23 protein-coding genes are annotated in these 24,091 nt (G+C 56.2%); 8 read left to right on the forward strand and 15 right to left on the reverse strand.

Annotation, left to right across the window (positions count from 1 at the left end; genetic code table 11):
* Positions 1 to 90: 90 nt before the first annotated feature.
* Positions 91 to 927, reverse strand: coding sequence for an amidohydrolase family protein (locus EYC82_RS10585; protein WP_279249498.1), 837 nt, complete (start codon positions 925 to 927; stop codon positions 91 to 93).
* A gap of 228 nt (positions 928 to 1,155) precedes the next feature.
* On the opposite strand from EYC82_RS10585, the gene EYC82_RS10590 reads away from it, so the two are divergent.
* The 6 genes from EYC82_RS10590 (at position 1,156) to EYC82_RS10615 (ending at position 9,257) form a co-directional block, all read left to right on the forward strand.
* Positions 1,156 to 4,341 carry a 3-keto-alpha-glucoside-1,2-lyase-like domain-containing protein gene (locus EYC82_RS10590; RefSeq protein ID WP_279249499.1) on the forward strand — a complete coding sequence of 1,062 codons (3,186 nt, stop codon included), beginning with the start codon at positions 1,156 to 1,158 and terminating at the stop codon, positions 4,339 to 4,341.
* A gap of 453 nt (positions 4,342 to 4,794) precedes the next feature.
* Positions 4,795 to 5,787 carry a lysylphosphatidylglycerol synthase transmembrane domain-containing protein gene (locus EYC82_RS10595; protein ID WP_279249500.1) on the forward strand — a complete coding sequence of 331 codons (993 nt, stop codon included), beginning with the start codon at positions 4,795 to 4,797 and terminating at the stop codon, positions 5,785 to 5,787.
* A complete protein-coding gene (locus EYC82_RS10600; protein WP_279249501.1) occupies positions 5,784 to 7,115 on the forward strand; it encodes an FAD-binding oxidoreductase in 1,332 nt (443 codons plus the stop codon). The genes EYC82_RS10595 and EYC82_RS10600 overlap by 4 nt, the downstream gene beginning before the upstream one ends.
* The gene (locus EYC82_RS10605) at positions 7,112 to 7,840 is read left to right on the forward strand and encodes an SDR family NAD(P)-dependent oxidoreductase (protein WP_279249502.1); all 729 of its coding nucleotides are present in this window, start codon (positions 7,112 to 7,114) and stop codon (positions 7,838 to 7,840) included. The genes EYC82_RS10600 and EYC82_RS10605 overlap by 4 nt, the downstream gene beginning before the upstream one ends.
* A gap of 4 nt (positions 7,841 to 7,844) precedes the next feature.
* Positions 7,845 to 8,582 (forward strand): glycosyltransferase family 2 protein, encoded by a 738-nt coding sequence (locus tag EYC82_RS10610; RefSeq protein WP_279249503.1) that lies wholly within the window; start codon positions 7,845 to 7,847, stop codon positions 8,580 to 8,582.
* Between the two features lie 9 nt (positions 8,583 to 8,591).
* Positions 8,592 to 9,257, forward strand: coding sequence for a class I SAM-dependent methyltransferase (locus EYC82_RS10615; protein WP_279249504.1), 666 nt, complete (start codon positions 8,592 to 8,594; stop codon positions 9,255 to 9,257).
* On the opposite strand, the gene EYC82_RS10620 is transcribed toward EYC82_RS10615, so the two are convergent.
* The 12 genes from EYC82_RS10620 to EYC82_RS10675 form a co-directional block, all read right to left on the reverse strand.
* Positions 9,247 to 10,638, reverse strand: a complete 1,392-nt coding sequence (locus EYC82_RS10620; protein WP_279249505.1) for a hypothetical protein — start codon at positions 10,636 to 10,638, stop codon at positions 9,247 to 9,249. The two genes, EYC82_RS10615 and EYC82_RS10620, sit on opposite strands and share 11 nt — an antisense overlap.
* 198 nt (positions 10,639 to 10,836) lie before the next feature.
* Positions 10,837 to 11,475, reverse strand: a complete 639-nt coding sequence (gene lipB, locus EYC82_RS10625; RefSeq protein WP_279249506.1) for a lipoyl(octanoyl) transferase LipB — start codon at positions 11,473 to 11,475, stop codon at positions 10,837 to 10,839.
* A gap of 3 nt (positions 11,476 to 11,478) precedes the next feature.
* Positions 11,479 to 11,748 carry a YbeD family protein gene (locus EYC82_RS10630; RefSeq protein WP_279249507.1) on the reverse strand — a complete coding sequence of 90 codons (270 nt, stop codon included), beginning with the start codon at positions 11,746 to 11,748 and terminating at the stop codon, positions 11,479 to 11,481.
* Positions 11,749 to 11,774: 26 nt separating this feature from the next.
* Complete coding sequence (locus tag EYC82_RS10635) at positions 11,775 to 12,938, reverse strand: D-alanyl-D-alanine carboxypeptidase family protein (protein WP_279249508.1); 1,164 nt, start codon at positions 12,936 to 12,938, stop codon at positions 11,775 to 11,777.
* A gap of 106 nt (positions 12,939 to 13,044) precedes the next feature.
* Positions 13,045 to 13,890, reverse strand: coding sequence for a septal ring lytic transglycosylase RlpA family protein (locus EYC82_RS10640; RefSeq protein ID WP_279249509.1), 846 nt, complete (start codon positions 13,888 to 13,890; stop codon positions 13,045 to 13,047).
* Positions 13,890 to 14,885, reverse strand: a complete 996-nt coding sequence (gene mltB, locus EYC82_RS10645) for a lytic murein transglycosylase B (protein WP_279249510.1) — start codon at positions 14,883 to 14,885, stop codon at positions 13,890 to 13,892. The genes EYC82_RS10640 and mltB overlap by 1 nt, the downstream gene beginning before the upstream one ends.
* Before the next feature lie 64 nt (positions 14,886 to 14,949).
* Positions 14,950 to 16,092 (reverse strand): rod shape-determining protein RodA, encoded by a 1,143-nt coding sequence (rodA, locus tag EYC82_RS10650; protein WP_279249511.1) that lies wholly within the window; start codon positions 16,090 to 16,092, stop codon positions 14,950 to 14,952.
* A complete protein-coding gene (mrdA, locus tag EYC82_RS10655; protein WP_279249512.1) occupies positions 16,092 to 17,939 on the reverse strand; it encodes a penicillin-binding protein 2 in 1,848 nt (615 codons plus the stop codon). The genes rodA and mrdA overlap by 1 nt, the downstream gene beginning before the upstream one ends.
* 44 nt (positions 17,940 to 17,983) lie before the next feature.
* Positions 17,984 to 18,454, reverse strand: a complete 471-nt coding sequence (rlmH, locus tag EYC82_RS10660; protein ID WP_279249513.1) for a 23S rRNA (pseudouridine(1915)-N(3))-methyltransferase RlmH — start codon at positions 18,452 to 18,454, stop codon at positions 17,984 to 17,986.
* Positions 18,454 to 18,789 carry a ribosome silencing factor gene (rsfS, locus tag EYC82_RS10665; protein ID WP_279249514.1) on the reverse strand — a complete coding sequence of 112 codons (336 nt, stop codon included), beginning with the start codon at positions 18,787 to 18,789 and terminating at the stop codon, positions 18,454 to 18,456. The genes rlmH and rsfS overlap by 1 nt, the downstream gene beginning before the upstream one ends.
* A 38-nt stretch (positions 18,790 to 18,827) precedes the next feature.
* Positions 18,828 to 19,487, reverse strand: a complete 660-nt coding sequence (gene nadD, locus EYC82_RS10670; protein WP_279249515.1) for a nicotinate-nucleotide adenylyltransferase — start codon at positions 19,485 to 19,487, stop codon at positions 18,828 to 18,830.
* Positions 19,484 to 20,740, reverse strand: coding sequence for a glutamate-5-semialdehyde dehydrogenase (locus EYC82_RS10675; RefSeq protein ID WP_279249516.1), 1,257 nt, complete (start codon positions 20,738 to 20,740; stop codon positions 19,484 to 19,486). The genes nadD and EYC82_RS10675 overlap by 4 nt, the downstream gene beginning before the upstream one ends.
* A 98-nt stretch (positions 20,741 to 20,838) precedes the next feature.
* Here EYC82_RS10675 and EYC82_RS10680 point away from each other — a divergent pair, with 98 nt between their 5' ends.
* A complete protein-coding gene (locus EYC82_RS10680) occupies positions 20,839 to 21,468 on the forward strand; it encodes a 2-hydroxychromene-2-carboxylate isomerase (protein ID WP_279249517.1) in 630 nt (209 codons plus the stop codon).
* Between the two features lie 123 nt (positions 21,469 to 21,591).
* On the opposite strand, the gene EYC82_RS10685 is transcribed toward EYC82_RS10680, so the two are convergent.
* Together EYC82_RS10685 and grxD are read right to left on the reverse strand one after the other, a co-directional pair.
* Positions 21,592 to 22,194, reverse strand: a complete 603-nt coding sequence (locus EYC82_RS10685) for a peroxiredoxin (RefSeq protein WP_279249518.1) — start codon at positions 22,192 to 22,194, stop codon at positions 21,592 to 21,594.
* A gap of 153 nt (positions 22,195 to 22,347) precedes the next feature.
* Positions 22,348 to 22,665 carry a Grx4 family monothiol glutaredoxin gene (gene grxD / locus EYC82_RS10690; RefSeq protein ID WP_279249519.1) on the reverse strand — a complete coding sequence of 106 codons (318 nt, stop codon included), beginning with the start codon at positions 22,663 to 22,665 and terminating at the stop codon, positions 22,348 to 22,350.
* 252 nt (positions 22,666 to 22,917) lie between these two features.
* Between grxD and EYC82_RS10695 the strand changes: the two genes are divergently transcribed.
* The gene (locus tag EYC82_RS10695; RefSeq protein ID WP_279249520.1) at positions 22,918 to 24,084 is read left to right on the forward strand and encodes an aspartate aminotransferase family protein; all 1,167 of its coding nucleotides are present in this window, start codon (positions 22,918 to 22,920) and stop codon (positions 24,082 to 24,084) included.
* The last annotated feature ends 7 nt before the right edge of the window (positions 24,085 to 24,091 follow it).

Here is a 24,091-nt window from a genome sequence, read left to right on the forward strand (position 1 = left end):
ACTGCCCTTTTTAACAACATAGCTATCGAGTTTCCCTTTCGCTCTTTATGCCACCCGCAAGACAGCAGTGCAGATACGCCGTGGTGGCGCCTACTTGAACTCACCATAGCGCGGTTTGCGCTCCTCAAAAAATACCACGTCGGAGTTGTTGTATAGATAGTTTTCCAGAACTTCCGGGCGCAGGTCGAGTGCTTGTGCCTCTTGTAGGCAGCGATCCATAGTAAGCACCGGGTGGTCCGATGCGAACATAATTTTCTGCTTGCCCCGAGTGTTCATATAATGCAGCAGCGACTGCGGCAAATATTTCGGCGAGTAGGCCGAGGTCATCAAATACAGGTTGCGGTATTTTATCATCAGACGAATGGCAATATCCCACCAGGGGTCCGCACCGTGCTGCATGATGATTTTTAGTTGCGGAAAATGCAGGCAGATACGATCCAGTGCCATCGGGTTCTGACACTCGCCGGGCACCGGCGGGCCAGGCAGCCCCGTATTGATACCTACAGGAATATCCATCTCCAGACACTTGGAGTAGAGGGGATAGTAGATTGGGTCACTTGGGGGAAGATCTAACTCAAAGGGCATTACCCGAGCCATGATGACAGGATAATCGCGCGCCAGATCTTCCATCGCCCATAATGCGTTCATGCCCTCTTTTAAGCGTGGCGCCGCTGCCAGGTAAAATCTTCCCGCATACTTCGTAGTGAAGTCTAGTACGCGTTGTTCCGGACGGGCCGGATCAACCGTAAGAAAAGACTTTTCAATACCAACCGCGTCCATCCGCTCGATCAGTTCGTCCGCTTCAATGTCGCGAAAAAAATCGTCGCCGGCCTTAAAATACTCTTCCTTCACTTTTTTCATGAAAGGAGTGTTTGCCATGGAACCCATACTGACGTTCACCCAAGGGTCAATTGCTTTTAGGGTCACTAATGATACTCCTCGACCGGCAGTTGTAACGCGGTCCTCATCAACACGCAGCGCGAGCAAAAAAGACTAGCACACTGAAGGCATCCTTTCATTTTATTGACCGCCGGCCCTGTCCAAACGGACGTATACGCGTGACCACACACGCTTGCACTCACAGCGTTCCCCGCTATCATGACAGTCGAGCCATCGCCGCTAGCGACATCCTCTGTGGATTAAAACTGTAAGACCATGAAAAAACTCATTGCCTATTTATTGCTCATGCCTTTGTTGCTGGCGCTGCTGTTGTCGCTTGGCCTGTTCAGCATCGTGCAGCTTGGCATGGTTTCTCCTTCCGAGCTTGCCTTCATGAGCAACCTCGCTAAACGAGATGGGCCCGGCGCAGTCATCGAGATACTGCAAGGCCACTTGCTGGGAACCGAGTCCCCCTTCGTTACCGACCCGTCCTACGGAAGGCAGCAGGTTGAGGGCCGCGGCAATGCACCCTGGGTACTGCGCAGCAACCTTGACGAGCGTCCTCGCATACTGATGTTCGCACTAGCGCCCCACATATGGGCGGCATACGACATACAGCACCAGTCTCTTTACCAGGTATGGCGTGGCAAGGTGCAGTTCGACGGGCCAGCCTACAATCAACAGCACGGACCGCAACCTCATAGTGAAGGTGCCTGGTACTACCGCAATGAAAATTATTCAGACTGGTTCATCGAGGTGGATGGTAAAAGAATACCCGCAACTATTCAGTATCTGGGCCATGAGTATGGCAAGGATCGTAAAACGGCCTACATGCGTTTTGCACTTAGCGCCGAAGGGTACAGGCTGGAACTGACCGAACAGCCAGAATTCGCCCTGCGCGACGATGGTACCCCGGTGTTTACCCGCCATTTTGAGCGTCTCGACAATCACCAGAAAATAACCGCCGGCTTTTCCAATACTGGCAATCAGTATCACATTGCCGATGGTACGCTGGAAATACCACTGTCAGACGCAATTGCGATCGGGCCGCCCGAGTCAGCAACCAGCCTGCTGCAATCGGCTGACCGCGATATAGCGAAGCGTGGTGAAGCAATTATCGCCGGCAGCGATTGCCTTGGCTGCCATGCCGAAGGACATCGAGTATCTGGGCCAGCCTGGGCGCGAATAGCGGGAAAGTTCCGTGGGAAGGCGCAGGAGGAAGTCGTCTCAGCCCTTGCAACCAGCGTACTCGAGGGCGGCAAAGGGACCTGGGGACAGGTGCCCATGCCGCCACACCCCGAGTTATCACGGGAGGACGCAGAAGCCGCGGTCACCTATATTCTGGGTGTTGATACGACAATGGCACCTCTAGACAGCCCCTTGGATGACCAGGGGCAGGCCTACATGGCGACGCCCGAGTACGATTACGACATACTGCCCAAGCTGACTGCCCTGCATCCGTCCTTTCGCGTTGAAAAGGTCGCCCCGCAGGGCTTCGAACCACGGGTCGGAGGCATGGGTCTGCGCAGTGATGGCAGCCTGGTAGTCGCCAGCTGGGACCTCGACGGCGCAGTCTTCCTTGTTGACCCGGAGGCACCCCGGGAACAACGGGTGCGGCGAATTGCTGAGGGGCTGCATGAACCACTGGGTTTGACCGTTGTAAATGATCGAATTTTTGTCCTGCAAAAGCAGGAACTCACCGAGTTGATCGATACGGATGGCGACGACGTCATCGATCTTTACCGCGCCGCCTCCTATGACTGGCCGACCAGTAGCAACTTCCATTCCTTTGCCTTTGGGCTGACTCACCACGAGGATGACTTTTACTTCCTGCTCTCAATCTGCGTGCTCCCGGGCGGGGCCAGCTGCCCGGATCAATACCCCACGCAGGGCAAATTATTACGCGTGGACAAGAACGGCGACGCTGTTGTTCACGCCGCCGGCTTCCGCACGCCAAACGGCATCGCACTCGGTACTGATAACAGTCTGTACGTTACTGATAATCAGGGTGACTGGCTCCCTTCCAGCAAGTTTATTGAAATCGAACCGGGCGGCTTTTACGGCTCTCGCGCAGTGCCTGACCCCGGCGTCATCAGCACACAGGAGCTGCCTCCCAGCGTTTGGCTGCCCCAGGACGAGGTCGGCAACTCCCCTACCCAACCCCTGCAACTGGCAGAGGGGCCGTATGCAGGACAATGGATTTTCGGTGATATCTATAACGGCGGCATCAAGCGCGTCTTCCTTGAAGAAGTGGATGACCGGCAGCAGGGGGCCGCCTTCCATTTCAGCGCCGGGTTTGAAGCGGGGGTCAATCGTCTGCTGCGCGCCCCGGACGGCTCGATTTTAGTCGGTGAGGCTGGCAGCAGGCCCAACTGGGGTGAGTACGGCAAGGCGTGGCAGGGGCTGGAACGACTGATTTGGGTGGCAGACAGGGCGTTTGAAATGCGCGCCGTGCGCGCACGTAGCGATGGCTTTGACATCGAACTTACACAGCCACTGGCCGAAGATATACAGCTGAAGCTCGATGATCTCTTGGTAAAGCAATGGTTTTACCATCCCACTGAACAATACGGCGGACCGAAATACGATGAACAACCGCTGGCCGTAGACACAATTCAGCTATCGCGCGACCGGCGGCATATTGAGCTGCGCATACCCGGCCTGCAGGCGGGCTATGTGGTCTACCTGCGGCTGGCAGACCGGCTGCGCTCGGCATCCGGCGCGAAGCTCTGGACAGCGGAGGCCTGGTATACCCTGAACAATATACCTACAGATGATACCGAAGCCGCCGCGCCCACACGGCTGGTGCCGGCATGGCGTGATTTGTTCGATGGCGAGACGCTGGCAGGCTGGCGTAACTACGGCGGCAACGAGAGCGACGTGAGCAAGTGGCGAGTAGTTGACGGCACACTGGTGCTTGAGCAGGACGGCATATTTCCCATGTGGGACCTAATAAAAAGCGCAGCATTCGGCGGACCCGCCGGTGACCTGATTTATTATCGCGAGTCGTTCCGAAATTTTGAGCTCAGCCTGGAATGGAAAATATCCCCCGGAGGGAACAGCGGCATCTTTTACCTTGTTAAAGATGAATTGGAAAACGTGCCCTGGCACACGGGAATCGAAATGCAGATACTGGACAACGAGCTGCACTCGGACGGCGAAATTATCACTCATCGGGCAGGCGATCTTTACGATCTTATCGCCGCCAAGCCGGAGACCGCAAAACCGGCGGGAGAATGGAACAAAGTTCGTATCCGCATCAAGGACAACCATATCGAACATTGGTTAAATGGGGTAAAGGTTGTCAGCATAGAGCGCACCAGCAAGAAATGGAACGCGCTGGTTGCAGCCAGTAAATTTGCCGACATGCCCGACTTCGGAAAGTTCGCAGAAGGCTATATCGTTTTGCAGGATCACGGCGATCTGGTGTCGTATCGCAATATCCGCATACGCGAACTGTAGGCCGGCACAACAGTAACTCGCACCGTGGCCTGGCCGCTGCGGCGGCAGGATCAGCGGTAATGCTTGATTACCGAAACGTTTGAAGGCCGGAACACGCATGCCATCATCGTGACAACAACAGGGCGCCACCCACTATGGGGCGACTACACACCGCGGCAGGACAATCCAAGCAGCTCTCTTCAGCGAATCAACCCACGCGCCAAACACCACGGCCTTATCGCGTCGGTCGCGCACCAAAAAATCGTGTTAACATCAAAGGCAACGGCAAGCCCTCGCTGAACAGGCCGGTCCAAACCCGTCAGCTCTTCGCGAGAATGCTCTGGTAGACGAGCAGCATAGTCGTTAAGGCTGGCGTGAGTGTCCGCAAGACATGCCATAGGCGGCGGGATAATCCCTGCCATACAACAACCATCAAGATATTTAATTCAGCTATAGGGCCAGGCCGGTAATTACGTGACAAGGGCGTCAAAACCGATTTTCCAATCCAGACCAGTCCAGCTCACGCTAGGATTGTTGATCGGTGGCGTATTTCTTTATCTCAGCATTCGCAATGTCAGCTGGGACACGTTCACTGCAGAGTTAGCTAGCATTAAGCCCGCCTGGATTATACTGGCACTGACCCTTTACTGGGTTGAACTGGGTGCAAGAGTTATACGCTGGAGAGTACTGCTGTCTCATTTGCAGACCCCGGTTTCAGACCGACAAATTTCTATCGCCTTCATCTCAGGATGCGCCGCCAACAACATCCTACCCGCAAAGCTGGGTGAGGCACTGAGGGCCGACTTGCTGGGCAGACTGGCTAATGTTTCGCGGGTGGCTGCATTCGGCTCGATTATTGTCGAACGCCTTTTTGACATGATGGCGATCCTGGGGATGACCGCCTGGGGCATTTGGTTTGCCACCACTGCTCATCCTGATACCCTCGCCGAAGTCAAACACGGTCTCACGCTGATAGCAGCGCCGGTTGCAGCCCTTACAGTCGTAGTCTGTTTTTTGGCAACACGACAAAACAACCCCATCAATCTGAGAATCAAAGCACTGACAGAAACGGCGCAAAATCTGGTGAAGGGTCTGAATGCCCTGCGCCACCCCTCCAGCTACGTGAAGCTGGTGATCAGTAGCGGGGTTATCTGGTCGCTCAACAGCATTACTATGTGGTGCATTCTCATGGCACTCGGCGTTCAGTTGAATGCGAGCCAAACTATTCTGCTGATCGGACTGACCGGAATAGCTGCGGCTATCCCCGCTGCACCGGCAGGCATAGGCACCTTGCAATACGCCTTTCATCTCGCCTCCGTGCTGTTTGATTTTGCCCCCTCAGTGGCGCTGGTTGCCGCTACATTGGTGCAACTGGTACTGCTTGGCAGCGCAACGGCAGTCGGCGCACTGGCTTACAGCTTTGCTGTCTCCCACCACTTGTTAGCCGACAAGAGCGCGCAGCAATGACAAACGGACTTTTAAGACAGAGTCGCTTTACAACCTTCGACGGCACATTAAGCCTCGTCACTGATCACCAGCGTCCCGATCGTTACAGTCACCTGGAATCGCTGGAGTACGACCGACCCCGTATTGCGCGGGGCGGCGGCTACGCCTACTCCGCCTCGAGCTTCGGAGCCGATTCGCTAGTGCAGGAAATGACATGCTTTAACCGATTCCTGAAATTCGATCCGGAAACGCTTGTCCTCACGGTAGAGGCCGGTGTCAGACTTATCGATATCATGACATGGGCAATCCCCCGCCACATGCATCTGCCTGTGCTGCCCGGTTATCCTCTGGTTACCGTGGGCGGGTGCGTTGCCGCAGACGTACACGGTAAAAACCCATTCAAAGACGGCACCTTCGCGGACTGGGTCAAGGGACTTACACTCTATCATCCGCAAAAGGGTTATCAGGTTTGTTCCGCGATGAAGTCACCTGAATTGTTCGGAATGACCTGTGGCGGTTTTGGTATGACGGGCATCATCACTGAAGTGACACTGCAACTAGCTAAACTACCGGCTCCGGCGCTCGCCGTAACCGGGGCCAGCTTGCACAGCCTGCAAGAGGCATCTCGCACGCTGCTGTCCTGCGAGGCCGACATAGCTTACAGCTGGCATGACGCTTGCCCAGGACCCGGATTTGGCAAGGGGATAATGTATACGGGGCACTGGGCGCAGCAGGAAAAGGGTGCCGCCGACTCTCTGTCATTCACCCCCATGACGGCAAAATCAAGGGCAACGCTGCCCTTTTCCGTCTGGAATGGCATCACAGCGCGCATGGCCAACAAGGCACTGTTACTGCAAAACGATATCGCAGGGGCCAGCCGAGCGACCGATATTTTGAAAGCATCGTTTCCATTTGCAACCAATCCGTATTTCCATAAACTCTTTGGAAAGCGGGGTCTACGGGAAACCCAGTTCCTCGTCAGTGAGGCGAATATTGAACGTTGCCTGGACGGATTGAAACAGTTGATTAACGCCACAGGCGCACCCACAATGATGATCTCGCTGAAACGTTTCAGGGGAGCGCAGCAGTCATTGAGCATGACCGGGACCGGCATCCTCGTAGCACTCGATTGTTTTCGCAACGCCAGGACAGAGTCTTTCATGGAAGCACTCGACGCACAGATCCTTGAATTCGACGCCCAGCCCAACCTTTCCAAAGACTCCCGGCTTCCCGGAAGCATCGCCAAACAGACCCTGCCAGGCTTGGTGAAGTTCGAACAGACATTGCACCGCTACGATAAGGACCGGCTGATGCGCTCCGAACTCTCTGACCGTCTTGGACTACAATGACTTATCTTGTGGTGGGCGCTTCTTCCGGGCTTGGTCGCGCCCTTGCAGAACGCTTCGCGTCCGCCGGCAACGAACTCATCCTGGTCTCACGAGACAAGCGTGATACCGAGGCTTTGTCGGCACACCTGGCAATCCTGCACGGCGTTAAGGTAAGCCCTGTGACGATCGACTTGGCCAATAGCCCGCTTTCCTATGCCGAGATCGATGCAGCCTTACAGGTACATCAACCTCTGAAAGGCGTTCTGCTTCCAGCAGGCGCCAACGATAATGATGATGTGGTAGGGCTTAACGATGACAAGCTGACTTACCTAACTCGGGTGAACTACCTCGCACCCTGCGAACTTCTCAACCGCTATCTTCCTCTGCTAAAAGATAATGACGGTGTTGTCATTGGCTTTGGCAGCGTTGCAACCGCTCGCGGCAGAACCCAAAACGCCGCCTACGCAGCTGCCAAGAGCGCACTTCAAGCTTACTTTGAAAGCCTGGCTCACAGCAGTGCTCAGAGCGGGTTGTGCTGCCAGTTTTACATACTTGGCTACCTGAACACCAACCTGGCCTTCGCGCAGGATCTACCATTCCCCATGGCTGCTCCAGACCGGATTGCGAACGTGGTATACAAACAGCGATTCACCAACGGCAGGCGATTTTTGCCTCGCCCCTGGTATATGGTTTATCGTATCGTTCAGTTGCTACCGTGGTTCATTTATAAACGGCTTTCTTTTTAACGCTATGATTGAAGAAAAACCAGACATCAGCCTATTTTTCCCTGTGTATAACGACGCGAGCACGGTGGAGATCGTCGCACAACGCGCCTTGAGCCTGCTGAACGAGGTGGCGCGCAACTACGAGATCATTATCGTCGACGACGGATCTCCAGATGCCTCTGGAGAGATCGCGGACAGGCTCGCCGCAGAGAACGAGAAAATCAGTGTCCTTCATCACCCCGTCAATCAGGGCTATGGGGCGGCGATGAAAACCGGCATCGCCGCAAGCAATTTCGACCTCATTTGTATGATAGATGGTGATAACGAGTATGATGTTTACGATCTGAAAAAGATGCTGGCCGTGCGGGAATACTACATGCTTGTGATTGCATTCAGGTATCGCAAGCTGTATTCCACAAAGCGTATTTTTATTTCCTTCGTCTACAACGCGGTATTGCGCCTTTTGTTTACAAGTCCTTTCCGGGATATTTCGACAGGCATACGTCTGATCAATCGAAAAGTTGTCGATGAAATTGAGCTGTCTTCTAACAGCCCATTTATCGGCGCAGAGCTGACTTTGAAATCCATGTTGCGTGGCTTTCCTGTTGGAGAGGTTGGCATACAGACCTTTCCACGAGATTTCGGCACGGGTTCAGCGACCACACTGCCCAATATCATTGGGACGATCAAGGACATCTTACGCATTCGTAGGGAGGTTTTCTCCGACTCATACGACCTGCCTGAAGGGCGCACCAGGAACTAGGGGCGAGCCATGGAAGATCTTGCAAAGCTTTATCAAATCCGCTTTTCAGACGAAGCGCGCGATAAGAAAGATGCTGTTTGGAAGGTACTATGTGAGTCCTATTTTCAGCAATTCATAACCCCCTCCTCAACGGTGCTGGAAATTGCCTGTGGCTATGGCGAGTTCATCCGGCACATTGCAGCATCTGACAAAATAGCCATCGACCTGAACCCGGACTCCGAGGAGTACCTGCCTGAGGACATACAATTTCACCTGGGGAGCGCAACCGATCTGAGCATGTTGGATGACAACTCGGTCGATGCCTGTTTCAGCAGTAACTTTTTTGAGCACTTGCCCAGCAAGGAAGTTATGGACGAAGTGCTGGCTGAGGCGCTCAGGGTCCTGCGACCCGGTGGCGTATATGTTGCCATGCAACCCAACCTGCGCTGTGAGCCGGGAAAGTACTGGGATTACTACGATCACGTTCTGCCATTAACAGACCGGTCTTGCCAGGAAGCGTTCTTCAAGGCGGGATTCGACGTAACGAAGGTTGTCGCCCGCTTCATCCCCTTCAGTACCGATTCGAAGCTCCCCCAACACCCGTTGCTGGTGAAGCTCTATGTTAATTTGCCACTGGTTTGGCCGCTACTTGGTGGCCAATTCGTTATCGTTGGGCGAAAACCGGCTAAGGTCTGAGTGAGTCTGTAGTCAACGTTTGCTCCTCACAGGACGGATAGGGCCTGCAAGGCGGAATATAACGACCAGCCTTTACCGCCTTCGCAACAATTGAGGCAGTCGCACTCATCGGATAACCAATAACATAATATGGGGACTCGTTATAAGACTCATACCTGGCCGACAAGAACTGTTCAAGCGGACCGACAAACCGCTGATATGACCACACTGAATAACTGACCGCCAGCGCAAGCAACAAATAGGCCATAGAAGTCTTGAAAACGCTGAGTCTTAGCTGCATCTCCATCACCAGAGTGCACATCACCATGACGGAAAAAAAACCGTAACGGTTGTTAGATAATAACGCTGACTCCGGAGGGAGCATGGCCGAACGTCCCACGGCCACAGCCGCTAATGTTGCAACTGCAAACCAACAACACAAGATCAAGCGTACATCTTCTTCACGATAGTAGCGGAATGTTACGAAGCACAATAAGCCCAGCATAATTGACCCAAAACATACCGCTAGATGCGCATCTGTTGCAGTAATAGCGCCGCCCAGTATCACCATGAAGAAGGACGCGTATCGAATCAGGAGCTCGCTGACAGTTGGGTCAAGCAGGACCCTTGGATGACTTTTCGCTAGTTGGGCAAGCGCCTCCGCAGACAACTCCGGGGTCTCCGCGATAAAACCGATGCGCCAAACTAGCAGCATTACAATCGATAACAATAGCCACAGGGCCGGGTAGATAACGGAACATCGTCTGTTCCAGAGAGACTGATGCAGCAGACTCGCCAGCCCAAATAACCACACAATTTGGCCCGAAGCCAACGTCATCGACGACAAAGAACACAATAAAGCAGCAAGCAGAAAACGGGCGGGAGTCACACGATGCAGTGCAAAAATACAGGCAAATGCGTAGAAGTATACGTAGAAATAAGCCAGAGCTGGCTGGCCCCACAGGACTATCCTGTACGCCCGTAAATTCAGCAGTAGGAGCGCCGCCACCAGCACATACAACCAACATCGACGATCGTTACGCGCCGCAATGTAAAACAGGAAAAGAATCAAAAGCAGCGCGATATTTCCCAGTACTGCCAACGTTCGGAAGTTGACATCCCCTTCGATGAGATACGCGATATACACCTGCAAACGAGATGCGCTGGTTCGGTGCTCGTTATACTGTCTGAACCCTTCCTGAAGCGCTGTCCAGAAACTGTCGGCGTCTGCAACCCGGTTCACGAATCGCAGGAAATCGATAATATCATCGTGGTAGGGAATATTAGGGGCGCTACTATACACAAACCATAGGTAGTGCAGGGCTAATACAGACAACAGGACAAAAGGGAGCCTACGTTCAAGCAGACTAGCGACGAATTGCGTTCGGGCTGAATTAGGCATTCAGACACTCAATCAAACGGGTTCTTGGGACCAGCGGCTGTGCAAATTTTTATTGTTTGCCGAGGCGCTGGTTTCGTTTGCCTTGCCGCAGGCTCCGGCGAAATCCAGATCGCCTTGAGTATACCTCGCACGCAACATGCCGAATACCGCCATGCGTATCCGGTGCAATATTCACTAACGAAGCGACGATGACGCGACTCAGAGTTTGACGAGTTTGCGCAGCTTGTCCCGCACGATGACCAGTAGTCGTGTTCCAACCTGATCGCAATCCAGGGGGGTATCTGAAGCCATTAGTTGTCTTATGGAGGTAACCTCCAATCCCTTGTAGCCACACGGGTTGATGCGCTCAAAGGGCTCGAGGTCCATGTCTGCATTCAGGGCGAGGCCATGGTAAGAGCAACCACGCCGCACGCGCAAACCCAGAGAAGCGATCTTCCGCTCGCCTACATAGACGCCAGGTGCGCCCCGTCGAGTGACCGCCTCTATGTTATACGTTGCCAACACCGCAACAAGACTCTGCTCGATCAGTGTTACAAGGTCCCTGACACCTATGTTGCGGCGGCGCAGGTTCACCATGAGGTAAAGTACCCATTGCCCCGGACCGTGATAAGTGACTTGCCCACCCCGGTCCACTTGAATCACAGGAATGTCGCCCGGCGCGAGCACATGTTCCGCTTTGCCCGCCTGTCCTTGGGTAAAAACGGCAGGATGCTGCAACAGCCACAATTCATCCGGCGTATTGTCGTCCCGGGAGTCTGTAAACGCCCGCATGGCCTCAAGCGTCGGCTGATACTCAACAAGTCCGAGCTCGCGCATCAGTAATGTTGAATCCGTCACTGACTACATCACCATTTTAACATGCTCGATAGCCATGAGATCTACATGCAGGGCTTCCAGCTGCTCTTGACCCGTCGCGATGATAAAGACCGTGAGGGAAGTGAATGTGCCATTGCGACTGGGTCTGATTTCGATAGTCGCGTCATTGTACCCCGGTGCATGGCGCCCAAAAACGTCCATCACCATAGGCTGAAATTCCTCGTGACTGCGGCCGAGAACCTTGACCGGGTATTCACACGGAAACTCGATTTTTGGCGCGTCGGTTTCACTCATACGACAACATTACGCCTCCGGCTTAACTAGACCGCACTAAACAGTTCGGTAATGAACATCAGCACCCTGTCCCACAGGCGCGCGAAAAAGCCCGCTTCTTCTACCGGCGACAGCACAACAACAGGCACCTCTTTTAACGTCTCTCCATCAAGCGTGAGATGAGCGGTACCTACCCGATCACCCAGGGCCAACGGCGCCATCAACTCAGGTATCAGCTCAAGCTCGGTCTCCAGCTTCTCGTGGCTGCCTCGGGGAAGGGTGAGAACAACCTTCTCGCGGACGCCGACAGAGACGTGATCCTGCAAACCCATCCAGACGCGGGGCGCACCGAGCTCTGCCCCGGCGCCGTAAGCTGTGCGGGTCTCATAAAAATGAAAACCGTAGTTAAATAGCGCAGCCGTCTCTTTCTTGCGTGTCTTGGTACTCGCAGAACCCAGCACGACAGATATCAAACGCATATCACTGCGCTGCGCCGAGGCCACCAGACAAAATCCGGCCTCCTCGGTATGACCCGTCTTGATGCCGTCAACCGAAGAATCCGACAGCATCAGCGTATTACGGTTGTACTGGCGGATGTTGTTGTAAGTGAATTCCAACTCCTTATATATTTTGTATTGCTCCGGGTGGTCGTTAATCATCGCCTTCGCCAGCTTTGCAAGATCACGGGCACTGGTCTTGTGCGCCGGGTCGGGCAGACCGTGGGAATTTACGTAGTGACTGCTATCCATTCCCAGCTTTTTGGCGCTGTTATTCATCATTTCGGCGAACACGGCTTCGGTCCCGGCGATATGCTCCGCCACCGCCAGCGTCGCGTCATTACCCGATGAAATAACGATACCCCTCTGCAGGTCGGCAATGGAGACATCTTTGCCCGGCTCGATCCACATCAGGGAGGAGCCCCGGAAAATCGGGTTTTGCGACCACGCGTTCTCACTAACTCTGACCATGTCTTCTTCGCTGACCCTCCCCGCATTGATTTCCTCCGCCAGCACGTACGCGGTCATCATCTTGGTCAGGCTGGCGGGCGGTAGTTGCTGGTCGGCATTGTGCTCGACAATCACCTGGCCACTGTTGGCATCAATCAACAGGTACGCCTTTGCAGGCAGCTCTGGTGGTGCGGGCACCGCGTTTTGTCCCTGTGCACCATATGCGGTGATCGTCAGTAAGAGGAGTATCGCCAGTCGAGTCATATCGTAGGAAACCGTGGGGTGGCAGAGTAGTCGCGATGGTAACGCATGCCCAGCGGCAGCGGAAGAATGGCATCGGACTAATCGGTCTTAGTCCGACAAAGAAACACTAGGGCAAAGGCTGTCCGGGCTGATAACCGCGTTCATCCAGAATCTGCTGCACCGCTACAAGGTGGCGTGCATCGTCTACCGGACCAACCCGCACCCGGTAAAGCATTCGCCCCCCTATATCGACAGGGCTGACGAAGACCGGAGCCGACAGCAGTGGCTCAAGCTCCGCCCGCAGGGCGGCGGCCAGTGCTTCATCGCCGAAAGCGCCCATCTGCAGGAACCGATAGTCTCCATAAATCGGGTCCCGACGATCTTGCACCCCCGGTACGGGGATCACCTCTACTTCCACCCGTGCGGTGCCTTTCTCCATGTAGCCAAGCTTAACCGCAGCCGCGTAGGACAGATCGATTAGCCGATCCTCATGGAATGGACCACGATCATTCACGCGCACCACAATACTCTTGCCGTTCTCCAGGTTGGTGACGCGGGCAAAGCTGGGGATCGGCAAGGACTTGTGAGCGGCACTAGGCTTGTACAGGTCATACAGCTCGCCATTGGAAGTACGGTGTCCAGAAAACTTGGCGCCATACCAGGAGGCAATACCTTGCGCGCTGTAATTCTCATATTCCTTGAGTACCGTATAGCTCAGCCCATCAATAACATAGGGGCTGCCATTACCAAGAGGCAGAATGGGATCCGGCCTAACTTCAGCATCCGGCACATTTTGCGCAACAATACCCTTAATTGGCGCATGATCCTGCTCTACTGTGTAGCGCGAAAGCGACGGCGTCTTTTCCCCCATAGCGCTTGCTTCGGAGGTATCCGGAGAGCGGGTCTGCTCAACGGTACAAGCAGCAACCAACCCGGCGATCGCCACCAGCGCCGCCAGGGACGACCGCTGCATCAGCGGCCAATCCGCTGCGCGATCGCCTGACTCAGCTGATAAACGCTCATAGCGTACATGGCACTGTGGTTATAGCGGGTAATTACGTAAAAATTGTGCAGCCCCAGCCAGTACTCAAAGCCGGTTTCCTGCTCAAACTTGAGCGCTATGGCGAGGGCGTCGGGATTCAAAGCCGCTCTTGCCACCACACCCTCGGCGGCAAATTCAGCGACCGTGTGAACCGGCTTGAGATCCTTACGGCTTCTTACAAACACGTCATCGGCCACTTTCGCCCCGGCGTCAGCACGCGCCACCACGCTCTCACCCGCGCGCCAGCCATGCTGTTTGAAGTAATTCGCGACGCTGCCGATGGCATCGATAGGATTTTGCCAAATATCGATAATATCGTCGTTGTCAAAATCGATCGCATAGGCGCGGTAGCTGCTGGGCATGAACTGCCCGTAACCCATGGCCCCCGCGTAAGAGCCCATCATCTCTGTGGGCTCCAGGCCCTGATCCCGCGTGAGTATTAGGTAATGCTTCAGTTCACTGGTAAAAAAAGGCGAACGCGAGGGATAATCAAAGGCCAGTGTGGACAGTGCATCGATCACTCGGTAGCTGCCCACATTGCGCCCGTAAGAGGTTTCCACCCCGATGACGGCAACGATTAACTGTGCCGGAACGCCAAATTCCCGCTCCGCACGCTCCAGCGCCACCCGGTGCTGCTTGAAAAATTCCGCGCCCTGATCCTCGCGCCGGTTGTTGAGGAAAATTGCGCGATACTGGAACCACGGCTTGGTCTTTTCAGCTGGTCTGGAAATCGCCTCAAGGATACTGTCTTTACGTTCCGCATTGGCGAAGACCGCCTCGAGGCTCTGACGATCAAAGCCCTCTTCCTCCACTAGTTCATTAATCACGTCCGTCGCGGACGGATGCAACTCGTAGTTATCCGCGGCACAGGACAGCGCGGTCCACAGACAGGAACAGATTAGTGCAATTTTCAGACGTACCGACATAGATCATAGCTCGCGTTGTAGTCATCCAGGGCAACCCGCCAGGCGCGGCAGTAATGCGTGACACTCACGTGGTCACCCGCTGTTGTTCTGTACTGATTGCCATGAGAATCCCAAACCCCGCCAGCAGCGTCACCACCGAGGTACCCCCGGCACTCACCAGTGGCAGTGGCACACCCACTACCGGTAGTAGGCCTGCCACCATGCCCATATTAACAAAGATGTAAACGAAAAACGTTAGCGTCAGACTACCCGCCATCATTCGTCCAAAACTGGTCTGAGCGCGCAGGCCTATGAGAAAACCCCGCAACAGGATAAGCAGGTAAAGACCCAGCAGCAGAATGATGCCCTTCAGCCCCTGTTCTTCGGCCAACACGGCAATAATAAAGTCGGTGTGGCTCTCGGGCAGAAAGTCCAGACGGGACTGCGTACTCTGCAGCCAGCCCTTACCCTCCCAACCCCCGGAGCCAATGGCCGTTTTCGACTGAATAATGTTCCAGCCCGCGCCAAGTTTATCGCTCTCGGGACTGAACATGGTAAGAATACGCTGCTTTTGATAGTCCTTGAGGCCATACATCCAGGCCGGCCAGGCCGAGGCGGCCGCCGCGAACACAGCTCCGACAATATAGCGCCAGCCAATGCCCGCCAGGAAAAGCACAAATAATCCACTGGCAGCAATGAGCAAGGATGTACCCAAATCGGGCTGAATCACGATCAGCCCTGCCGGCAGAGCGAGCAGCACCAGCGCGCCTAACACGGCGGTAAAACGAGGGGGCAGCGGGCGTGCCGCCAGAAACCATGCGACGACCAGCGGTACCACGATTTTCATAATTTCTGAAGGCTGGAAGCGCAGCCCGCCAATTTGCAGCCAGCGCTGGGCGCCCTTGGCGCCAACGCCCGCAAATACCACGGCAACCAGAGTTGCCACGCCCAATCCATACAGCCAGGGAGCCCAGCGGGCATATTGCTGCAGGCTGATCTGCGCCGCAAAGATCATTGCCACATAGGCCACGGCGAAATAACGACCCTGGCGAATCACCGCGTCCATATTCTGTCCGGAGGCGCTGTAGAGGACCATCAGGCCATAGCCGGTGAGCAAGATCAGCAATAAGAGCAAAGGCAGATCGATATGCAAACGGCGCAGAGTGCCGGGACGTCTGGCCATGTCCCGCGAACCCTGATCAGGCATTTGACGAAGATAGTCGACCATCAACCCGCCTTTGGCCGCGATTCGAGCCAGGTGTCGATAACCGCCCGGGCGATGGGAGAGGCCGCAGAGCTGCCGCCACCGTTTTCAACAATAATACCCACCGCAATGCTGGGAGCATCAAGTGGGGCAAAAGCGACGAAGAGACCATGATGGCGATGTCGCTCCGACACTTCATCCTCGTTATACACTGCGTTCTGTGCGATGCCGATTACCTGGGCAGTGCCGGTCTTGCCACCCATCTCGTACTCGATACCCCGGGCGAGTGCCTTGGCCGTGCCTCGTTTGCCGTGCACGACCTCACGCATCCCGTCGAAGACCGCCTCCCAGTATGGAGCAGGCACATCCACCGGTGCTATCTCCTCCAGCGCCACGGGTTCACTGTCGACCGACATCACCAGATGCGGCACTCTGCGCCCACCCTTGTTCGCCATCACGCTGGTTGCCACCGCAAGTTGCAATGGCGAAGCCAGCATATACCCCTGCCCGATACCCGCGCTGATTGTCTCTCCCGGATACCAGGGCTGAGCCATGGCCTGCCGTTTCCAGTGGGTGGAAGGCAACACACCGCTTGTTTCGTTAGTCGTATCAACTCCGGTGCGTTTGCCGAACCCGAAGGGCGCCAGGTGCTCTGCCATACGATCGATCGTCAAGCGCCGCGCCAGCTCGTAAAAATACACATCACAGGATTCCGCTATCGCCATCTTCATATCCACGTAGGGGGCATGACCGGTCCCCCGGATACGCAGTATCCAGTCACGGTAGCGATGACTGCTTCCCGGCAGGCTGTACCAGCCCGGATCCGCCACAGTCGATTCCGGGGTCACAAGGCCCGCCTGCATGCCGGCGATGGCCATGAACGGCTTGACCGTAGAGCCGGGGGGATAGGAGCCTTGTATTGCCCGATTGAACAGCGGCACGTCCAGCGAATCACGCAAGGCCGCATAATCGGCCGTGCTGATGCCGTTGACGAACAGGTTGGTGTCGTAGCCGGGCGTGGAGACTAACGCCAGTAACCCGCCCGTTCTGGTGTCAATGGCCACGACCGCGCCGCGTCGTTCACCGAGTGCATCCCTGGCGGCACGTTGCAAGCGATAGTCCAGCGACAGTATCAGGTCACTGCCCGGCGCCGGATCAAAACGCTCCAGAACACGCAACACTCTCCCATGAGCATTACTCTCCACATTTTGGTATCCCACATCGCCATGCAGAATATTCTCATAAAATTTCTCTACCCCAACCTTGCCCACGTGAAAGGTACCGCGGTAGTCGGTTTCATCCAGCTCCCGCGCTTCGCGCTCGTTGATGCGGCCGACATAACCCAGGGCATGGGAAAACAACTCTCCGTGCGGGTAATGCCTCAGCAATTGAGCCTCCACGACCACGCCCGGCAACCTGAAGCGATTGACCGCAAGGCGCGCGCGCTCTTCCTCCGAGAGGCGAAAGCGCAGGGGCACCGCCTCTGATGCGCGGGTGCGTTTAAGTTTCTCGCGGAAATTCTCGAGGTCACTCTGAGTCACGGGGACGAGGGCCTGCAACTCCGCGAGAGTCTCCTCCAGATTCATCACACTCTCCCGCACGACGGACAATGTAAAGCTGGGCCGGTTGTCCGCAAGCAGAATCCCATTGCGATCGTAGATCAGTCCGCGTCGGGGAGGCAGGGGCTGCAACTGGACCCGGTTGGCCTCGGACTGGGTGCTATAGGTGTCGTAGCCTTTGATCTGCAGACTGTGATAGCGGGTCAGGATGACCGCCAGACAAGCGCCCACCAGACAAATCGCGAGCACCGTCCGCACGCCGTAGATGCGGGTCTCGAGTCGGGGGTCTTTCAAGTCGAACTGCGGTTGCATTGAGTAGGGCGACGTCCAACCTTTATAGCGTGAAAGTCCTGAGTCTAGGCGCGATGATACGGGTGGTTGACAGTGATTGTCCAAGCCCGATACAACTGCTCTGCCAGAATAACTCGAACCAGGGGGTGTGGCAGCGTCAGGTCACTCAGGGACCAGCACCATTCGGCACGCGCACGGCAGGCCTCTGACAAACCGTCCGGGCCACCGATTAAGAGGCTGTAATTATTTGCGGAGAGCTGCCAGTCCTGCAGCTTCTGCGCCAAGCTTTCCGTGTTCATCCGCCTGCCACCGACTTCCAACGCGATGACCCTGTCGCCCGAGGGAATCGCCTTGAGCACCTGCTCGCCCTCCGTCAGACTGGCCCGCTGTTGCGCGTATTCCCTGCCACGCTTTGCCGGGGGGATTTCGCACCAGCGGGGCGCTATTTCCCGAGGCAGTCGCTTACAGTATTCCTCCACGGCCTCGCGGACCCAGGCAGGCATGCGTGTGCCAACCGCAATAACAGATAGGCGCATCAGCCTGGCGCTTTGGGGTGCGTCCAGAGACGCTCGAGATCGTAAAAATCTCTGGTCGCAGGCAGCATCACGTGCACGACTACTTCACCGAAGTCGACCAGCACCCACTCTCCCTCGGACTCACCCTCTGAGCCGAGCGGCCGGACGCTTTGTTTCTTGGCCTCAACCGCCACATGACTGGCAAGCGATTTCACGTGTCGATTGGATGTCCCACTGGCAATGACCAGAAAGTCCATGACATCAGTCAGGTCGCGCACATCAACCGTAACGGTGTTCACGGCCTTGAGATCCTCGAGGGACTCAACCACAAAATTGACGAAGTTTTCAGTCTCCATAGGAGGCTACAGGCTGTGTCATAAGTGATCCTTTGGTCTCACTGGTAAAGGGAATTACGCTGAATATAGTCCAGCACCGGCTCCGGCAAAAGGTAGCGCGCGGAACGTCGCCGCTGCAACAACTCGCGAATCTCCGTGGAGGAGATAGCGAGTGGGCGCAGCTCTGTGATCAGAATACCGCCGGCGGGGCGTCGGCGCAGTGCTGCGCTGTCTTCCAATCGATGCGCTGCCAGCCACTGCGCGACTTTACCGGATTGCGGCAGCACCCACCCCGGACGCGCCAGCACAATAATATGCGCACAATCCAGCAACGCTTGCCAGCGGTGCCACTCCGCAATGTCCAGCAGGGCGTCACAGCCCAAGACCATGCACAGGCCTGCCTCCTCTCCCAGCTCGTGGCGCAACTCCAACAGGCTGTCAATCGTGTAGGACTTGCCAGAGCGCTGCAATTCTCTCGGATCACAGGATAAACGGGGCTCGCCCGCCACCGCGAGCTGCAGCATAGCGGCACGGTGCTCGGCGCTACAATCAGGCGCCTCTCGGTGCGGGGGCCGCGCACTGGGCATCAGGCGCAGGTGCTCCATTTGCAAGCTCTCTACCAGCTCCAGCGCCGAGCGCAGGTGGCCGAAATGCACCGGATTAAACGTACCGCCGAATACACCCTGGAGGCCTGCAACGGATGCGTCACCGGCACTCAAGTGCGCAACTGCCCTTCCCCGAGCACCACGAATTTCTCGCTGGTAAGGCCCTCCAGTCCCACTGGCCCGCGCGCATGCAGCTTATCGGTGGAAATCCCGATCTCGGCACCCAATCCGTACTCGAAACCATCGGCAAAGCGCGTCGACGCGTTCACTATCACCGAGCTGGAATCCACTTCCCGGAGAAAGCGCATAGCGCGCGCGTGATCCCGGGTCACTATCGCATCGGTATGCTGGGAACCGTAGGTCTCGATGTGGGTCATTGCCTCGTCGATGCCGCTCACTACCTTGACCGCGAGAACGGGGGCCAGGTATTCCTCTCCCCAGTCCTCTTGGCTGGCTGACTTGATGTCGGGCAGCGTTTGTCGCGCACGCGCACAACCGCGCAGTTCCACTCCCGCCTCGGCATAGGCCTTCGCCAGTGGCGGCAGTATCGTATCGGCGATAGAGGATGCCACCAGCAACGTTTCCATCGTGTTACAGGTGCCGTAGCGCTGGGTTTTGGCGTTAACCGCGATACCGATAGCCATATCGACGTCCGCTTCGTCATCAATATACACGTGGCAGACTCCATCCAGGTGCTTGATCACCGGCACGCGGGCATCTTTGCTGATGCGCTCGATCAAGCCCTTACCTCCCCGGGGGATGATGACATCCACAAACTCCGGCATGGTTATCAAACGGCCCACAGCGGCGCGATCCGCTGTGGCAACGACCTGCACCGACGCGGGGGGCAGGCCTACTGACCTGAGCCCTGCCTGCAGGCAGGCTGCGATCGCCGTATTGGACTGCAAAGATTCAGAGCCACCTCGCAATATCGCTGAGTTTCCCGATTTCAGACACAGACTCGCTGCCTCAACGGTAACGTTGGGGCGCGATTCATAAATAATACCGATCACACCTAGCGGCACTCGCATGCGCCCAACCTGAATACCACTCGGCATGCGCCGCAGGTCCGCAATACTGCCCACCGGGTCAGGCAGAGCGGCCACCTGAATCAGACCCTCCAGCATGGCGTCGATGCGCGCTGGAGTCAGCTCAAGCCGATCCAACAGCGGCGCGTCCAATCCCTTTTCACGGCCCCGATCAAGGTCTGCCGCATTCGCCTCGGTCACCTCATCACGAGCGCTGTCCAGCGCGTCACGCACGGCCAGCAGCGCTCGATTGCGCACATCGGTCGAAGAGGCCGCCACCGCGCGGGAGGCCGACCGGGCCGCAGCGCCCAGCTCGTTCATGTACTTGTCAATATCCATTGCCGGTCTATCCGGTTACACACCACATCATGCGATTATACCTGATCGCCGTCGCTGATGTGCTAAGCTCGTGCGCCACTGAGCCACGCAGAGACCCTATGGCAACGCACCCCAGTCTGGAATGCTTCTACGATTGTTCGAGCCCCTGGACTTATTTTGCCTTCACCCGGCTGATACCCCTTGCGGAACGACTGGATGTGGCCATTCGCTGGCGCCCGATTTTGGTGGGCGGCGTATTCAATGCAGTTAACCCAGAGGTTTACGCCGACCGCGAGAAAATGTTCAACGCTGAAAACAGCCGCCGCCTGAATTACTACCTCAAGGATCTGCAAGACTGGGCGGAACTTTGCGAACTCAGTGTCGCTATGCCGCCCGGTCACCCGATCAACGCCGTCAAGGCCATGCGCGGCGCTTTCTATGCACAAGAGCAAGACCGACTGGTGCCTTACTCCCGCGACGTGTTCGAAACCTACTGGAATAGCGATACACCCGATATCGCCAACGACGAGGTCCTCAGAGCCGTCTGCGACCGCGTCGGCCTCGACAGCGAGGCTTTCCTGCGCGCCATCAACGAGCAGGAGTACAAGGATCGACTGCGGACAAATACAGATGAACTTATTCAGCGCGGCGGCTATGGTTCGCCCACCCTGTTCATCAACGGTGACGACATGTACTTTGGCAATGATCGACTGCCGCTGGTTGAGTACAGGCTGAGCCAGTTGCTGTAGCCGCCGCGCCCGCAGTCACCCTACGCACTGCCGCCCTGTAAATGGCCGGGAGACACCGACTGTACCAACACAGACAAAAAAGCGGGCATAAAGCCCGCTTCCAGTCAGTGCATCAGGGTTGGGTTACAGGCCGTCTGCATTCTCCGAGAGGTAGGATGCAACACCATCAGGAGACGCGTCCATACCCTTGTCACCCTTCTGCCAGCCGGCGGGACACACTTCGCCATGCTCCTCGTGAAACTGCAAGGCTTCAACAAGACGGATGAGCTCATCAATGTTACGGCCCAGAGGCAGATCATTAACAAGCTGCGAGCGAACATTACCCTCAGTGTCGATCAGGAAGGCTCCGCGGAATGCAACGCCGCCTCCGCTTTCGACGTCGTAGGCACGGCAGATATCGTGATTGACGTCCGCTGCCATGGTGTATGTCACCGAGCCAATACCACCGTCGTTAACGGAAGTATTACGCCAAGCGTTGTGAGTGAACTGAGAGTCGATGGACACAGCGACTACTTCCACACCCAGTTCGCGGAACTTATCCATCCGGTGATCCAGAGCGATCAGCTCTGAGGGGCAGACAAAAGTGAAGTCCAGCGGATAGAAAAAAACCAGGCCGTACTTACCGGACATCGCCTCCGACCGCTTGTAAGAATCAACGATTTCTCCGGTGCCAAGTACTGCTGCGACATCAAAATCCGGTGCTGGCTTGCCAACTAAAACGCCCATGTAGTTTCCTCCTGTTGAAATTGATCGAAATGTACCCTCTCTTAACAAGAGAGCTTCAGCGCCCCATGATCATAGCGGCCGTTATCACGGTAGGCTATTTAAATGTCTGTATAGCTTCGATAGGCAGATACTATTACCTGCCACACCGGGGCATCAGGCAGGACCCTTGTCCTTGATCAGGGTTTGCAACTCGCCGCTGTCAAACATCTCGGACACGATATCGCAGCCACCAATGAGCTCACCGTCTATCCACAGTTGTGGAAAGGTAGGCCAGTTGGCGTATTCTGGAAGCGTGGCGCGAATATCCGGGTTGGACAGTATGTCCACGTAGGCGAAGCGCTCGCCGCAGGCCATCAGCACTTCCACGGTCCGCGCAGAGAAACCACACTGCGGTTGATTGGGAGAGCCTTTCATATACAGCAAAATCGTGTTGTTGCTGATCTGGTCTTTGATTGTCTCGATTGTGTCCATCTTGTTTCCTGTCCTGGTGCGGCCTCAGGTGGCCTTTACAGCCAATTTTTCGGTCGCACAGTCTACCCTATTATGCCCGTAATTTATCCACAATAGGTGTAGGGTGTTGATTCCGCTGCACGCGGGGTCGCGCCCTCACACACCGGGCTTAGTGCAGCGACCAACACATTGCCAATTTCGCCTCGCAACGCTATCATTCCTCGTTTGCCGGCAGCTACAGCTGCCGTTTTGCGTTTCTAGGGAGGCCGAATCATGTCGGCGCTTATGCAAACCTATGCCAGGTTGCCCGTGACATTCAGTCATGGCGAGGGCGTGTACCTTTTCGATACTGAAGGGCGGCGCTACCTCGACGGCATCTCGGGCATCGGCGTCAACGCCCTGGGTCACGCTCACCCGGCGGTGACCGCCGCGATAACACAGCAGGCCGACAAGCTGGTGCACAGCTCCAACCTGTACCGCATCAGCACGCAGGAAACACTCGCCAACTCTCTCACCAAACTGGCCGGGATGGACAACGTCTTTTTCGGCAATTCCGGTGCCGAGGCGAACGAGGCCGCCATCAAGCTGGCTCGACTGCATGGCCACGACCAGGGCATCAAACAGCCCGCCATCGTCGTGCTGGAGGGCGCCTTTCACGGACGCACACTCGCCACCCTGAGTGCTACCGGTAATCGCAAGATTCAGGCCGGCTTTGAACCGCTTGTGGGAGGCTTCATCCGCGCGCCTGCTAACGACATAGAAGCGCTGCGCCAGATCGCCAACAATAACCCCGACGTGGTCGCTTTTCTGGCGGAACCCATACAGGGTGAGAGCGGCGTTAATGTGCTCGATACGGACTATCTGCTCGCGGCCCGGGAAATTTGCTCCGCGCACAACTGGCTGCTTATGCTGGACGAGGTGCAAACGGGTAACGGCCGCACTGGCAGCCCTTTTGCCTGCCAGGGGGTCGGACTGCAAGCCGATGTCATTACCACTGCCAAGGGTCTTGGCAACGGCGTGCCTATTGGGGCCTGCATGGCCCGAGGCCACGCCGCAAGCATACTGGGCGCCGGACAACACGGCTCCACCTTTGGCGGCAACCCTCTGGCTTGCGCGGCCGGACTCGCAGTGCTCGACACTATTGCCAAGGACTCACTTTGCGCTAACGCGGCGAACATGGGCGAGTTGATCAAGGATGTGCTGCAGGCAGAACTCAGGGATAACCACCGAGTGAGAGACATACGCGGCCGCGGTCTGATGATCGGCATACAGTTACACCGAGACTGTGGCGAACTGGTAGCGCAAGGCCTCGATGCCGGCCTGCTGATAAACGTCGCCGGTGGCAGCACGGTGCGCTTGTTGCCACCATTGGTCATTAATGAGCAAGAAAGCCGCGAGTTGGCCGCCGGCGTGGCCGCGCTGATTCGCAACTTCAACTGATTCGCTG

Source organism: Candidatus Marimicrobium litorale (genome assembly GCF_026262645.1).
In the GTDB taxonomy this organism is placed as follows: Bacteria; Pseudomonadota; Gammaproteobacteria; order Pseudomonadales; family Halieaceae; genus Marimicrobium; species Marimicrobium litorale.

Bases quoted from the DNA above. Each gene is read 5' to 3' on its own strand.
- EYC82_RS10640 (WP_279249509.1), bottom strand. From the start codon at position 13,890: ATGCAGCGGTCGTCCCTGGCGGCGCTGGTGGCGATCGCCGGGTTGGTT.
- grxD (WP_279249519.1), bottom strand. From the start codon at position 22,665: ATGGACACAATCGAGACAATCAAAGACCAGATCAGCAACAACACGATT.
- EYC82_RS10685 (WP_279249518.1), bottom strand. From the start codon at position 22,194: ATGGGCGTTTTAGTTGGCAAGCCAGCACCGGATTTTGATGTCGCAGCA.
- mltB (WP_279249510.1), bottom strand. From the start codon at position 14,885: ATGTCGGTACGTCTGAAAATTGCACTAATCTGTTCCTGTCTGTGGACC.
- rodA (WP_279249511.1), bottom strand. From the start codon at position 16,092: ATGGTCGACTATCTTCGTCAAATGCCTGATCAGGGTTCGCGGGACATG.
- EYC82_RS10605 (WP_279249502.1), top strand. From the start codon at position 7,112: ATGACTTATCTTGTGGTGGGCGCTTCTTCCGGGCTTGGTCGCGCCCTT.
- EYC82_RS10695 (WP_279249520.1), top strand. From the start codon at position 22,918: ATGTCGGCGCTTATGCAAACCTATGCCAGGTTGCCCGTGACATTCAGT.
- mrdA (WP_279249512.1), bottom strand. From the start codon at position 17,939: ATGCAACCGCAGTTCGACTTGAAAGACCCCCGACTCGAGACCCGCATC.
- EYC82_RS10630 (WP_279249507.1), bottom strand. From the start codon at position 11,748: ATGAGTGAAACCGACGCGCCAAAAATCGAGTTTCCGTGTGAATACCCG.
- EYC82_RS10590 (WP_279249499.1), top strand. From the start codon at position 1,156: ATGAAAAAACTCATTGCCTATTTATTGCTCATGCCTTTGTTGCTGGCG.
- rsfS (WP_279249514.1), bottom strand. From the start codon at position 18,789: ATGGAGACTGAAAACTTCGTCAATTTTGTGGTTGAGTCCCTCGAGGAT.
- EYC82_RS10680 (WP_279249517.1), top strand. From the start codon at position 20,839: ATGGCAACGCACCCCAGTCTGGAATGCTTCTACGATTGTTCGAGCCCC.
- EYC82_RS10615 (WP_279249504.1), top strand. From the start codon at position 8,592: ATGGAAGATCTTGCAAAGCTTTATCAAATCCGCTTTTCAGACGAAGCG.
- EYC82_RS10675 (WP_279249516.1), bottom strand. From the start codon at position 20,740: ATGGATATTGACAAGTACATGAACGAGCTGGGCGCTGCGGCCCGGTCG.
- EYC82_RS10610 (WP_279249503.1), top strand. From the start codon at position 7,845: ATGATTGAAGAAAAACCAGACATCAGCCTATTTTTCCCTGTGTATAAC.
- EYC82_RS10600 (WP_279249501.1), top strand. From the start codon at position 5,784: ATGACAAACGGACTTTTAAGACAGAGTCGCTTTACAACCTTCGACGGC.
- EYC82_RS10635 (WP_279249508.1), bottom strand. From the start codon at position 12,938: ATGACTCGACTGGCGATACTCCTCTTACTGACGATCACCGCATATGGT.
- rlmH (WP_279249513.1), bottom strand. From the start codon at position 18,454: ATGCGCCTATCTGTTATTGCGGTTGGCACACGCATGCCTGCCTGGGTC.
- EYC82_RS10620 (WP_279249505.1), bottom strand. From the start codon at position 10,638: ATGCCTAATTCAGCCCGAACGCAATTCGTCGCTAGTCTGCTTGAACGT.